This window comes from Flavobacterium shii (genome assembly GCF_025847235.1).
GTDB lineage: Bacteria > Bacteroidota > Bacteroidia > Flavobacteriales > Flavobacteriaceae > Flavobacterium > Flavobacterium shii.
Map to the genome: position 1 here is coordinate 37,549 of NZ_JAOZEW010000008.1, position 14,327 is coordinate 51,875.

Sequence of the window (14,327 nt, forward strand, 5' to 3'; positions counted from 1 at the left end):
AATGGGATTTTAGGTATCCCATAACAATGTGTTTCTATGTACCATAAATTGGTCAAAAAATATAATTTGTATGTCAAATTTCCGAGGTACAATTAAATGTATAAATTTAAACAAGACGTCTCATAAAACACTAAGCAAAGCATAAGCTAAAACAGTTAAAACGATAATTACAAGTGTTTAAACTCTTTTTTCTATTTATGCTGTTTTATCCTGCTACTTCCCGATGCAGAAATTAGCAAAAATATTCCCCAGTAATTCATCGTTAGAAACCTGTCCTGTAATCAATCCGAATTGGTATAAAGCCTCGCGGATATCGAGTGCCATTAAGTCACTCGAAAGATTAGTTTCAAGACCGTATTTTACTTTTTGAATTTCATCCAAAGCTTTCAATAAAGAATCGTAATGTCTTGTGTTCGTAACGATAGTTTCATTATTTCGTAATGCTCCAGTATTTACAAATGATAGTAATTGATTTTTTAATTCATCAACACCAATGTTTTCTTTAGCACTTAAAAATATTTGTTTAAGGTTTAAAGTTTCAAGTTGTTTATGAACATTTTGAAGTTCTTCTTCAGTAAGTTGATCTATTTTATTGCAGACAATTAAAATTTGTTTTAAAGGATATTTGTTTTTTATTTTCTCAATTTCAATGATGAATGAAGCACTTGAAACTTTAAACTTTAAACTATCCATTAAGTAGATAACAAGTTGCGCTTGTTCGATTTTTTCGAAAGTTTTCTTGATTCCGATGCTTTCTACATAATCGAGAGTTTCACGAATACCTGCCGTATCTATAAATCGAAAACCAATTCCGCCAATGACTAATTCATCTTCGATAGTATCACGCGTTGTTCCAGCAATTTCCGAAACGATTGCGCGTTCTTCATTTAATAAGGCATTTAATAAAGTCGATTTCCCTACATTTGGTTCTCCAACAATAGCTACAGGAATTCCGTTTTTAATTACATTTCCAACCGCAAATGAATCGATTAAACGTTTTAATACGAATTCGATACGATTAAGTAATTCATGAAATTGGGTTCTGTCGGCAAATTCTACATCTTCTTCGGCAAAGTCCAATTCGAGTTCTATAAGTGAAGCAAAATTTAGTAATTCCTCACGTAGTTTGGCTATTTCGTTACTAAAACCACCGCGCATTTGTTGCATAGCAATTTGGTGTGAAGCTTCATTATCAGACGAGATTAAATCGGCTACAGCTTCGGCTTGAGACAAATCCAGTTTTCCGTTTAAGAAAGCACGGAGTGTAAATTCTCCTGGGTTGGCCATACGGCATCCTTTACGAAGTAATAACTGAATTATTTGTTGTTGGATATAAGTAGAACCGTGACAAGAAATTTCGATAGTATTTTCGCCTGTATAAGAGTTTGGACCTTTAAATACTGAAACTAAAACTTCGTCAAGGGTTTTCGAATCATCTACAATATGACCTAGATGCAAGGTGTGCGTTTTCTGTTTTGTTAAATCTTTATTTTTAATAGATCGAAAAACACCGTTACCAATTGTAATGGCCTCGCTACCCGAGATACGAATTATGGCGATTGCTCCAGCTCCCGAAGGCGTTGCCAAAGCTACTATAGAATCTTGATTTATCATGGTGCAAAGGTATAAAAAAAGGCTAGAAGTTCCGAAAGGGAGAATTGTATAAAATAGATCCTTGTTTATGGAATATTATGCTTGCTTATGATGGGGTTCAAAAATAAAAGACACGCAGATTAAGCAGATTTTTTTAGAGAAAATTAACCGCGAAGATTTGCAAAGACCAACGCAAAGCTCGAAATCCCTTCTCGAAGCTCAATCTCATTAAGTTAAGAGATTTTAGATTCAAGATTGCTTCGCCTGTTATCACTTTCAGGCCTAGGTAACGATTGCTTATTTTTGATTTTTGATTTTTGATTTTGTGTTGGTTAATAATAAGATAGTTGATTTTACGAGGTTTTATACATCTGAAATCAAAAATCGTTAGTCAAAAATCTTAAATCATTTTAAAATCATTCCTTAACTTAATGACATTGCCTGAAGCTTCGGGACAGAATCCATTTAATCTTTTTAATTCTATCTAACTCTTTGCCAAAGGAACGCGGATTATGTGGATTTGCTAAGGCGAAAACACGGATTAAACGGATTTTATTTTTGGTTATTTTTAAATCGGTTTTTAATCCGCGGCTTTACTTTTGTAAATCCGTTGCATCCGCGTCCCATTATAGACAATTTAAGTTAGCAACTATTTACTTCGTCTGTTCGCTATCGCTCGGGTATCAAAGTCTCAAACCGATTTTTTTGAAATCTGTTGCAAAAAAATAACATCAAAAGACGCAAAGTTTAAAATTCAAGATTAAAATTAATTAGTGCAAATTTGTGTAATTCGTGACAAAAGGATAACTAAGTAAAGTAGTCTTATTTTAATAAATTATAAAATGTTAAATATCTGATAATTGTCATATCGAAGAGGCCGTTTTATGGCTAAATTTGAGAAACTAACATATAATCCAAACTGTACGATGAAAAAAATATTATTCCCAACCGATTTTTCCGATGTAGCTACAAATGCTTTTGTACATGCTTTAGAATTTGCAAAACAGGTTAAAGGTGAACTCGTTTTACTGCACACTTTTGAAATTCCGGTTTATGACAGCCAGTTTTTTCCAGAGAATTTTGCAATTATATATAATTCATTGGAATTGGCCAAATTTGAAATGTTTAAAGATGAGATTCCTAAGCTTCGAGAAATTGCCGAAGGACGTAATCTTGATGATATTGTAATGAATCACCGCTTAATGGATGGCGATTTGGTTTACAATATGAAAAAAGCGATAAAGGAAGATAATATAGATTTTGTGGTAATGGGAACTTCTGGTATTTCGGGTTGGGATACATTTTTCTTAGGAACAAATACCGATGCTGTGATTTCTGGAGTAGAAGTTCCTATTTTATGTGTTCCTGTAGAGTCCAAATTTAAAAAAGTAAAAACCATCGGATTCACAACTCGTTATCGTGAAAAAGATAAAAAAGAGCTTCGTAAAGTTTTGGCTATAGCCAAAAAAATGAATGCAAAAATTAAATGTTTGTATGTAAGAACTCAGAATACGGATGTGATAGATGCTACGATTAAAGAATGGGAAAATGATTTTAAAGATGAGCCTGTTCAATTTTTAGTACTTCCGTGTGAAGAAGTAAAAGAGACCATTCTGGATTTTGTTTTATATAAAGATATTGATGTATTGGCTATGATTGCTTATAAACGAAGTTTCTTCGAAAGTTTGTTCCATCCTAGTTTTACTAAGAAACTAACGAAGGATATAGCTATTCCTGTTTTGATTATGCATGAACTATAATTTTTGTATTGGTTTTAAAATTCTCACGAAAAGCATCAGGCTATTTATCTGATAAGAAAAAAATGGTTAAAGGAAATTATACCATTTATCCTGAAAAAGCAGCAGCGGGGCTTTGGACTAATCCAACTGCTCTTGAATAATTTTTAAAACTAGAAAATTCACAAAAAAATCGTGAATTTTCTAGTTCTTAAGGTAATAATTAAAGAGAAAGAATCTCCTATCAAAATATTAATTAAGAATTTCAAACACAATTGCTTCTACGGCTCCTGTTGCCGAATTAATAACCCCGACATCTGTTTTTACTTCCGACATTCTTACCCAAACACCTCCATAGAAATCTCCAAAACCAAATGCGCCCCAGATAAGTTTATGAGGAGTCCATTCGTTTTGCTCATTTGGTGCCATAAATCCAATGGAATCACTAAATTCCTGTGCAATAAAAAAACCATTTTCCAATGCTGTTTCCAATATTTCTTCCCATTCAATATCGCTCTGAAACTTGCCTATAAAAACATCTTTCCCTTGATACCCTCTTGCTGCTTTTATCACAAATCTATCTTTATTGGCTTTCAATAACTCCGAAAGATTATACTCTTTACCTTTAAAAATGGTTCTTTTATCTTCAACTGGAGAAGTCCAAGGGATATTTCTAAGCAGGAGTTCATTATCTTTCAGCGCAAATTTTCCTGCCTGAGCCAATTCGCGTAATATAGCTAAATTTCGTTTATCCCCCTGCATTCTAAGCCCTACATGGTCTGGAAAATATATTTTATCCATAATAAATGCTCTAAAAATTGCTGGAGTAATCTCAACATCTAAAGCTAAAATTATTACTCCGTGAATGATTTTATCTTCAAAGTATAAGTCCCCGTTTATTAGTTCCAATGTTTTTATATCTGCTGCATATGCACTGCCTGTAAGTCCCTTCTTCCTCAACGCCTGTCTGTAATAATTGTCAAAAAAACATAAATTTTTATTTCTTTCAGTATCTTCAACATCTCTCATATCTATAAATAGATTAAGAGTATCATTTTCTTTACCAACTTGTTTTATAATTTGTTCAATAAGGTATTCCATATATATTTCCAACGTATTCCTCGTTTTGTAATTATTGGATTTATCCTCATCCCACAATTCGGGGTGGTTTCTTCTAATCACAGATTCAAGGCTATGTATCTGCCATCCTCCTAGGGAAGACCCCATATTAACTTCTAAAATTTTAAAGCCTTCCTCAGTGTAAGTCAAATCTAGTCTACATCCAATCTGAACATTTTTATCATGGCACATCATTCCGAATTCTGCAAGTATTTCGTTGCCATCAAAATAAAATTCGGCAATTTTTTTAATGTCATTATTAAAATATAAAGATGGGATTTTCTGCAATAGTTTGGGCATTTTAAATGACAATTCTTTTAACTCATCCGTCATTTCTTTATTAATAAGTATAGGCCATGCGGTTACAGGATACTCATAGTTTTTAAATACTTCGGGAACCGATTCATCATCGGTATTAATCCTTGAAGGAAATTGAATGTTATTTCTAAATTCTGAAAATTTATCCGAAAGGATAGTATATTCTTCTGTTATATTTTCTATCATGATAAAATGTTTTTGGTTTTTTGTAATTATTCTTTGCTATTGAACTGAAATAGACAATACATGTCTGCAATTATTTTTTTATATGATTCCCCAATAAAATAAGTAGGTTGCCAGTAGTATGTTTGAAAAGATTACCGAAAAAATAGCCTCTCTTTGATTTGTTTTTTTTATGGTAAAAAGGAAGTATAAGAGTGTTAAGGCCAAACAGCCTAAAAATCCAAAAAGTAATGAGAAAACATAGCCGAAATCTTCCGGCAGACCAAAGGCCAAAATAAAAAAGTTTTGTTTCGAAACATTTAGTATTGCCATAATAAGACTTACAAAAAGTCCTAATCCTATTAGTGAAGTAATAATTAGGCAGGTTCTGATTATTTTATCCTGAATAGTAGTGTAATTTCTTTTTATTAATTTTATGAAATACATAAAAATAAAGATCAGCATGATACCCAAAGCAATTATCAGAGGAAACAAAAAGACAGGATTTAGTTCCCCGATACTGCTTCCGGCCCTGGAAACACCTTTATTAATAATAACCCCCGTAACAAGTTTTATTGTTTTGGCTTTCTTAAAGGCATCAAGATCCAATTTTTGTTCCGGATGATCGATAAACTTTTCTGCAACTTCACGCCCTATTCCTGTAAAACTAGGTACATGCCCGTAAGTATAGGCTTCAATATTGTGAGCATTACCAAATCTTGCAGCTACTTTTTTTCCATTTGTTTGAGGGGTAATCGGGTCAAACTCACCTGAGAAAACCAAAACCGGATATTTAGCCAAAGCAAGATTTGAAAGATTAAAACTTTTTATTGATCCTTCGTTTCTGTTTTTATTCCAGGCATCACATACTTTAAAATCGGACTTATAGAAGGAAATTCCTCCGCTTAATCCTTTAAATTCTGATGCCTTTTTTTGATATTCTGAAAAATCATTATTAGGAAGCGCTTCATTGCAACTTATGCAATAGTAAACTCCGTAATCCATTTCTAATAAACTTGAAAAAGCACTCACCAGATTCCCTAACGATTCTCCTTTTCTTTCGTGAAACTGATAAATTAATACTGGAATAACTTCTACTAGTTGTTTATTATATAAAGCTTGCTGAATCGCTACTTTAAAATCTTCTGCATTATAAGTGAATTTACCAGAAGGAACCAATGATTTATCTACAGATACCGTTAGAGGATTTTTCTCCAAATCGGCAATAACTTCGTAGTATGTTTTTTCTAAATTAGGATATTCTTTATTGTATTTTTTGTCATTTTTACAGATTTTAAATATTTTCTGCAAACTGTTCATATAATTAGCCGTATTATCAACGTAATAGGTTGACATATCGTAGATAGCAGAATCAAGTACTAATGATTCTATATCTTTTGGATAGGTACTTGCATATACCTGTGCAACATAAGTTCCATAGGATACACCATACACGTTCCATTCTTTATATTTTAGTATCGATTTTAATGCGTGAAGATCATTGGCAACAGCCAGACTGTTATATGAATCAATGTTTATACCTCTGTTTATAAGATCTTGCTTGCATAACATGGCTGCATTTGTCTTTTGTTTTTCATCTTCTTCCTCAGATTGGTTCTTTGCCAGAATTTCTAAAAACTTTTTGCCTAAATCCTCCGATAGTCTTGGTTTACTTAATCCCGTTCCGCGAATATCGAGCACAATAATATCATTATTTTCTCGAAGAGGATGATTCAGCCAGGACCAAATGTTGGCAATTCCATCTGCACCAGGACCACCTTGTATAAAAACTATTGCTTTAGAGCTTTTTACATTCGAAGTTTTCTTTAAAATCGTTACTGCGATTTTTATTGTCTTGCCATCATGTCCTCCCCATGTTTCAGGAACATTAAGGTAACCCCAAATCATTTTACCAGAATCATCATCTTTAAACTGAGGCAAAAGAGCAGAAGTTTTTTCAAAAGTTACTTTTTGTGCCTGTATATTTCCCAGAAAATTTATCAATAGGAAAATAATGATACTTGTTATTTTTAGTTTCATAATATATTTTTTGAATGTTATTTTATAATTTCGTCTTAAAAATTTAAACCTATTTCAACTTTTCTTTCTTTTTCAAAAGGCAGTTCAATATCTATTGATTTTAAAGAACTGTGCGAATACTTGATTATTTCCGTCAGTAATTTTTCGTATTTTAACTGAATTAATTCAATAGTTTCCATGCTGTAATTTTGAGCATTATAGCTGATATTTCCTCTCAAATTTTCCTCATTTGCAGTAAAAGTGATCAATAGCGGCAATCTGCTGTATGATTCTTCCACAGGTTTTATTTGCAAATACAATTCTTTATTTACAGTAATATTACTGTAGTCAAACGATGGATTTTGTAATACAAAAAGAACATCTAGCCATACTTTATTTTGAATTGCTTCGGGTATATCCTGATGCTCATCAATCGACAATAAATTTTGATGCGTTTGATGAAGAATTTCCTGAACAGTGTGTTTTGAATTTATTTGAGTTCTTAATGGCAGAGTCTTAACAAACATTCCCAATTGATTTTGTAGGGCTACATTTGTTCTTCCAGAATTAACAGTCCCTACACAAAAGTCATCCTTTTCGAACATTTTGTAAACCAACATATTAAAGGCACCAACTAGCAGGGTGTGTAGCGATATATTAAGTTCACGGGCAAAAGCATTTAATTGAGAAGTTTTTACTACCTCATAAAGAAAATGATGATGCGCTCCTGAGTTTTTTTCTTCTAAAGGTTCATGATCAAAAGGCACATTATTATCCCATAAAAATCCTCTTAAATAGGTATTCCAAAAGGCAAGGTTTTTTCCATTATTACTTTTTTGTTGCTTATGCTGCCAAGCGATATAATCTTTAAATTGGAGCTTTGATGAATCGTCATCTTCTATATTTTCTTTGACTATTGCTCTATATTTATCAACAAAATCTTTTATTAAAATTTCCAGAGACCATCCATCCATTATAATGTGATGGGTTGAGAAGACTAAGTAAGAATGTTCATTGTCCTGATGAAATAATGCAACTTTCAAAAGTGAGTGTTTTTCCAGATCAAAAGCTTTATTTACATACTCTTTCAGGGTTTTGTCTATTTCTTTTTCTTTATAAAAAAATTCATGAATTAAAATACCTGCTTCTTCCTGATACAGGATTGTCTGATAGGGAATTCCTCCTATTTCAATAAATTTTGTCCTTAGGCTTTCATGTTTCTTTTGTATTTCCAAAAATACCTGATCCAAAACAGCTTTATTTATTTGACCATGAATTTTAAATACAGCAGACATATTATAAGCAATTGATTTCTCTTTTTGTTGAGAGGCAAGCCAAATGCTATACTGCGAAGGAGTTAATGCATAATACAAGTTTTCTTCAGCCGGTTCAATGTCGGCATTTTCTTCAATTTCCTTATTTTCCAGATATTTAGAAAGTTCCTGAATGGTAGGATAGTCAAAAATATCTTTTAAAGTTGTTTTATAATACAGTTGTTCACTAACAAGATTTATCAATTTTACTGCATTTAATGAATGTCCTCCAAGTGCAAAAAAATTATCTGTAATACCTATTTTTCCTTTTATTCCTAATACGTCTTTATAAAAATCATGCAGGTAAATTTCTATTGCTGTTGTTGGTATCTCGTTAGAAGCTATTGCTTTTGTAATAGTTATTTCCCGTAATGAAAGTTCCTTTCTATCTATCTTTTTATTTGGTGTCAACGGAAATTCTTCTACTTGTATTATTGCATGTGGTACCATGTACTCCGGTAATTCCTGTCGTAATGAACTGATGATTTCAGCAGGACTAAACTCTTGAGTTTCCATAATTACATAAGCAAGTAGTAAAGCTTCCTGTTCTTTGTTTTTCTGAGCAACAACTACAGACGCTTTAATAGTACTTATCAGGTTTAGCTTGGTTTCGATATCTCCAAGTTCAATACGGTATCCTCTTATTTTTACCTGATTGTCATTACGACCCAAAAACTCAATTTCTCCTTTTTCGTTCCAACGTCCTAAATCTCCGGTATTGTATATTTTTTGATTATGATCAAACGGACTTTGAATAAATTTTTCATTAGTCAATTCCTCATTTTTAAAATATCCTTGTGCCAATCCGTCACCACCAATATAAATAGTTCCTGCACTTCCAATAGGAAGAAGCTGCATGCTTTGATCGAGAATATATAGTTTTGTGTTATTAATAGGTTTACCAATATTAGAGGCTTCGTTCACCTGCATTATTTTTTTACAACTGGACCAAATAGTTGTTTCTGTTGGACCATACATATTCCATAATTCAGCATTGGTTTCCAGTAATTTTTGTGATAATGTTTCGCTTAGCAAATCACCACCACATAAAATTTTGATCAACTTATTTCCTTTCCAACCAGCATTGTAAAGCATTTGGTAAAAACTTGGAGTTGCCTGGATTATGGTTGGTTTTAATTCCTCTAATACTCTTACAATCGCCAACGGATCGGCCAAGAGTACTTCACTAGCAATATAAAGCGTAGCACCACTAATTAACGGAGTAAAAAATTCAAGTATTGAAATATCAAAAGATTGTGTTGTAACAGAAAACAGATAATCATTCTCTTCGATTTTAGGTTCCTGTTGAATACTAATTAAAAAATTAAGCAATGATTTATGGCTAATTGCTACTCCTTTAGGATTACCGGTAGACCCAGAAGTATAAATAATATAGGCTGTGTTTACAGAAAGCGTCTTCTTTAATATACCCTGCTTTAGATCAATTACGCCATTAAATACCAAATCAATATCAATAATTTCCCTGTTTATACCTATACTCGTTTTTAGATCATGAGTGGAAATAATTTGCTCTACTTCGCTATGATCGATAATGTATTCCAAACGATCTTTAGGAAAGGACGGATCTAATGGAATATAAGCATTTCCTGATTTTAAAACTCCTAATAAAGTGGCCACAAGATTTGCAGAACGATTCATCAAGACTGCAACAGGAGTCGGTTTTTCTTTATTGACGTTTTTTTGCAAATGGAAGGCAATTGTATCCGAATACAAATCCAGTTCCAGATAAGTAAACGCTTTATCCTGATCTTTCAAGGCAATTTTATTCGGATTTTTACTCACTTGCTCTTTAAAAGAATCTAATAATGTCGCTTCTGCAGTATAATCAAATTGTGTGGTATTGAATTTCTCCAGTAACTGTTCTTTTTCAGTTGCTGTAATGTATTGGTAATCTGAAAGTATTTTTTTAGAATTATCAATTACCTCTGAAAGCAATGTTTCAAAATGTTCTGTAACCCTTATAATATCAGCCTGATTAAAATAATTTATATTATAGTCAAAGTCAATTTTTACATCTTCCAATTGGTCAAATTCACGAATATAAATCGCCAATGCAACGCGCTCAGAATGATGTGATAATGGAATTACTTTTGTCTCGGTATTAATAAAATGATCCGCATAATTCTGTTTTTCATAAGACAATGTAATATTAAATAACCTTTGACTTTCCTGAAATAAGCCTAATTCTTTAATCAATTTCCCCAAAGGAAATCTTTGATGACGGTAATCCTGACGTAATTGCTGCCTGATGTTTTTGAGAAGGTTTTCAAAATCATCTTCCATATTATATTGTATGCGCAGTGGCGAAACTCCCATAAACAACCCCACCGTTTTCTTGAATATAGATTTGCCTCTATTTAAGACTGGAAGTCCAATAGTAAAATCAGTATTTTGGTGTTTTCTTCCAAAATAAAGATATAAAATCCCTAGTATAACATGAAACGTAGTAGATCCCAAGTCTTTACTTACTTGTTCCAATTGATTGTAAACAGAACGCTTTATAGTAATTTCTCTTCTCTTGCTTTCATTAGGTTTACCAGTATTTTCTGTTTTCTCCAGTAACTGTTCCGGAAGCACTTTAAATCTGTCTTTCCAATAATTCTTGTCATTCTCATAATCATCAGATGAAAAATAAACCTCATCATCAATTGCAAAATCCCGATAAGTATAGGGATATTCAGACATTACCACTCCAGAAATCACAATTTCGTTGTAGTTTTTCACTAATCGTTGAAACATTAAAGAAGTTCCCCATCCATCTGTAATGATATGATGGTACACCGAAAATAAATAATGATGTGTATCGTTTACTTTTATCAAGATAAACTTGTGCAGCAACTCTTTAGTATCTAGTTTAACGGACACCTGAAATCTTTGTTGCATGAATTCATTTGCTTCGGCATCTGCATCCTCACCAAAAGAGAAATCCATATATTCTAAAAACGAATCATGCTCTTTTAGAGTCTGAATCTTAACCTGTTTTTCGGATTGATTTATAATGCTCCTGTAAGAATCATGCTGATTAATCAAGGCTATATAAGCCTGATTTAATACTTCATATGAAATATCTCCTTTTATAAAAATCTTTGCTCCTATGTTATAAATAGGATCATCAGGATACATAAGTTGTTCAAAATAAACATCTTGCTGAGGAAGTGTGAGTTTCATTTTAATAAAAATTAAGGAAAAGAATCCCCGCAAACTTCAAATAAATGAAGTTTGTAAGAATTGTTCGTCGGTTAAAAAATTTACTTAAATCAGGCCCAGATATTTTCGGCCAATTCTTCTTTGCTCGTAGTTTTCATCTCTTTGACAATAGTGCCATAATCGAATTTTATGATTCTGTCTGCCAGATGAAAATAGGCATCATCATGAGTAACTGCAATGATTGTCTTGCCTGCTTCCTTAAATTTTGGTAAAAGAAATTCATAAAAATACTTTCTGAAATGCGGATCCTGATCAGCAGCCCATTCATCCAAAACCATTATGGGTTTATTCTCCAATAAATTAAATATCAATGACATTCGCTTGCTTTGCCCTTTTGAGAATTTTCTTCTTATAGAAGCATCTTTATCATCTAAAATAATTTGATCCATCTCCATCGTTTTCAATAACTCGATGTATTCTTTATTGTTTTCTAAAGTATAATTGTCATAATTTTTAGAGAACAAATGATTATCTGTAAATACAGCTGCAATCAAATCCTGTATATTTTCTCCCTTACTACCATTTTGTTCATCTATGATTATCTCCCCCACAGTAGGTTTGTATAATCCGGTAAGTAAGTTTATAAAGGTACTTTTGCCTGAACCGTTCCCTCCTACTATAAAAATGGTTTCTCCTTTTTGAATGTTTAGGTTTATTGGCCCTAATTGAAACGCTGGATCTTCATCTTTACTTAAATAAGAGAAACCAACGTTATTAAAATTCAAAGATTCAAAATCATGTAGCATAACTTTTTTAGGTTCTGTTTCTTCTTCAGGAACTTCAAAATCTTTCATAAATTTTGAAATCCTTGAATTTGCAACAAAAAATCGGGTATAAAGCTGCTGTAGGTTAATGATATTATTGATTGGTCCGGATATAAATAAAATAATCACCACATAAGAAATAACATCTTCTCTAGAAAGCAGATTAAATGCCGGTAATACAAATAAAATTACTGATACCACAAAATATAATCCGTATTGGCTAATTAAATTTATGGACAGAAAGACATAATTTATATTAAAATCTAAATTCATTGCTTCATCCCTGTTTGGGACTATAAATTTGTTCATTAAATTATCTCTTCTTAGAAAATTAATTTTTAATTCTTTAAATCCTCTTATGACATCATCCACAGATTTATAATATCCATCATTATATTCTCTTAACTCATTAACTTTTTTTGACATGGTGTTCATTACAATAAAATAGCAGGCGCCTACCATAACAATAAGTGCTACCACTATTAGGGCCGACACTAATGAAAGTGTAAACATATAGATTAGACACAGAACGAGCATTAGGAGCGAATTGATGGTATGTGTTACTGTATAAGGCAATAATGAAAAAGTCCTTAAATCTTCGACAACTGTATAAAATCGCTGCGATCCGTACTGTTCCAGTTTTAACAATGGTACACTTAATATCTGTTTAAAAATTTTCTTCTCATTTTCATAAAGCATATTGAATGAAAACTTATTAAGTTTTTTCTGAAAGATGACATTCAGTAAATAAGTATACACAAGAATTGAAGTAAATACAATTCCCATATAATCATTGAGGAAAGCCTTGTTTCCTCCCATTACATTATTAATGATGTACACTATCGCAAATGTTAATAAGGTATTTGGAATGGCATATAACAGTAAATAAAGAATCTCTCTTTTTTTTATTTTTAGCATGATAACGTGCGATTTATGTTAATATTAATTTTAGTTCGACCCTTTCAGCGTCGATTTGGTGGATCCTTTCTTCAATATCTGTTGGCTCCATATTGCCTTCAAAAGTTTCAATTATCTTTAACAACAACTTCACTATTTTCACTGCTATGGACTGTTTTTTCTCAACATTGTGGCATGCTGACAGCGTTTCATTAAACATAAAATTCAGACTGCCTAAGATGTACCTGAACTTCATCGACAGGTTTTCTGAAATTAGAACATCATTAATGATGATAGGTTCCAAATCGTTTTTATTCTGGATTGTAGTCTTAATATCAAATATATAAACATACCCATCTGCAACACAATACACTTCTCTTATATTATTATCCATATCTTTTTAAAATTTTAATTACTAAAGTTTATATGTTAAGAAAGCAGAATCTGCTTTTTAAATTTCTAATAAATCCTTTTTTTTAACTGAAAAAGATTTTTTTAATACTGCAGCTAATTCTTCCGGATGACGATAGATAAAAAAATGATTCCCATCCAGAACACGATATTGAAAATCAGAATCTGTAAATTTTTCCCAGTTTTCAATTTCATGGCAGGTCTCTTCTTCAGTTCCCATCATGGCATAAATTGGAGTATTAATTACAATCCCTTTCTCTGAGAAGTAATCTTTTTCAAGGCATTCAAAATCAGCGCGTATTATGGGTGCAAAAAAATCATATAATTCATCATTTTTAAGCACTTCTTCCGGAATTCCTCCCAATTCCCTCAATTCGTCTTTAAATTCAGCATCACTTAATAAATACCGCATGAAATCTTTTTTCTTTTTTACCCCAGGACCAGCATTTCCGGAAACTATTAGTTGTTCTGGAAAATGACCCAATTTTTCTAACTTCGAAACCACACTTAATCCTAATGTAGCTCCCATACTATGTCCATATATAACAAACGGACTTCCGCTTCTCAACTTTACAATTTGATTGCAATAATCATCTATTGCCTTTTCTTTTGACCTGATGAGATTTTCATCCATTCTTTTGCCTCTTCCTGGTAATTCGAGAGCAATAGAGATGATACTATAATCAAGTTTCTTTTTAAGAAAATCAAACGAAAATGAACTGCCTCCTGCAAAATGCAAAAGAAATAACTGGTTTTTCATATCAAAT

Annotated in this window: 9 protein-coding genes; 2 read left to right on the plus strand and 7 right to left on the minus strand. The window is 32.1% G+C overall.

The genetic code is table 11. The features are described 5' to 3' along the window. Window positions 1-213 precede the first annotated feature (213 nt). Window positions 214-1,614 carry a tRNA uridine-5-carboxymethylaminomethyl(34) synthesis GTPase MnmE gene (gene mnmE, locus OIU83_RS09190; RefSeq protein ID WP_264205956.1) on the minus strand — a complete coding sequence of 467 codons (1,401 nt, stop codon included), beginning with the start codon at window positions 1,612-1,614 and terminating at the stop codon, window positions 214-216. Window positions 1,615-2,519: 905 nt separating this feature from the next. Between mnmE and OIU83_RS09195 the strand changes: the two genes are divergently transcribed. Further along, window positions 2,520-3,353, plus strand: coding sequence for a universal stress protein (locus OIU83_RS09195; RefSeq protein ID WP_264205957.1), 834 nt, complete (start codon window positions 2,520-2,522; stop codon window positions 3,351-3,353). Between the two features lie 8 nt (window positions 3,354-3,361). After that, a complete protein-coding gene (locus OIU83_RS09200; RefSeq protein ID WP_264205958.1) occupies window positions 3,362-3,493 on the plus strand; it encodes a hypothetical protein in 132 nt (43 codons plus the stop codon). A gap of 88 nt (window positions 3,494-3,581) precedes the next feature. Here the strand turns inward: OIU83_RS09200 and OIU83_RS09205 are convergent, their stop codons facing one another. From OIU83_RS09205 to OIU83_RS09230, 6 genes are all read right to left on the minus strand, one after another. Further along, a complete protein-coding gene (locus OIU83_RS09205) occupies window positions 3,582-4,952 on the minus strand; it encodes an ATP-grasp domain-containing protein (RefSeq protein WP_264205959.1) in 1,371 nt (456 codons plus the stop codon). Between the two features lie 78 nt (window positions 4,953-5,030). Next, the gene (locus OIU83_RS09210) at window positions 5,031-6,968 is read right to left on the minus strand and encodes an alpha/beta fold hydrolase (protein ID WP_264205960.1); all 1,938 of its coding nucleotides are present in this window, start codon (window positions 6,966-6,968) and stop codon (window positions 5,031-5,033) included. A gap of 35 nt (window positions 6,969-7,003) precedes the next feature. Further along, window positions 7,004-11,449: an amino acid adenylation domain-containing protein gene (locus OIU83_RS09215; RefSeq protein WP_264205961.1), complete on the minus strand. Its 4,446-nt coding sequence runs from the start codon at window positions 11,447-11,449 to the stop codon at window positions 7,004-7,006. 89 nt (window positions 11,450-11,538) lie between these two features. Beyond that, complete coding sequence (locus OIU83_RS09220) at window positions 11,539-13,170, minus strand: cyclic peptide export ABC transporter (RefSeq protein WP_264205962.1); 1,632 nt, start codon at window positions 13,168-13,170, stop codon at window positions 11,539-11,541. 13 nt (window positions 13,171-13,183) lie between these two features. Further along, on the minus strand, window positions 13,184-13,543 hold the full coding sequence (locus OIU83_RS09225; RefSeq protein ID WP_264205963.1) for a hypothetical protein: 360 nt from the start codon (window positions 13,541-13,543) through the stop codon (window positions 13,184-13,186). A 57-nt stretch (window positions 13,544-13,600) separates the two neighbouring features. Then, entirely contained in the window at window positions 13,601-14,320 is a 720-nt protein-coding gene (locus tag OIU83_RS09230) for a thioesterase II family protein (protein ID WP_264205964.1), read from the minus strand. Between the last annotated feature and the right edge of the window lie 7 nt (window positions 14,321-14,327).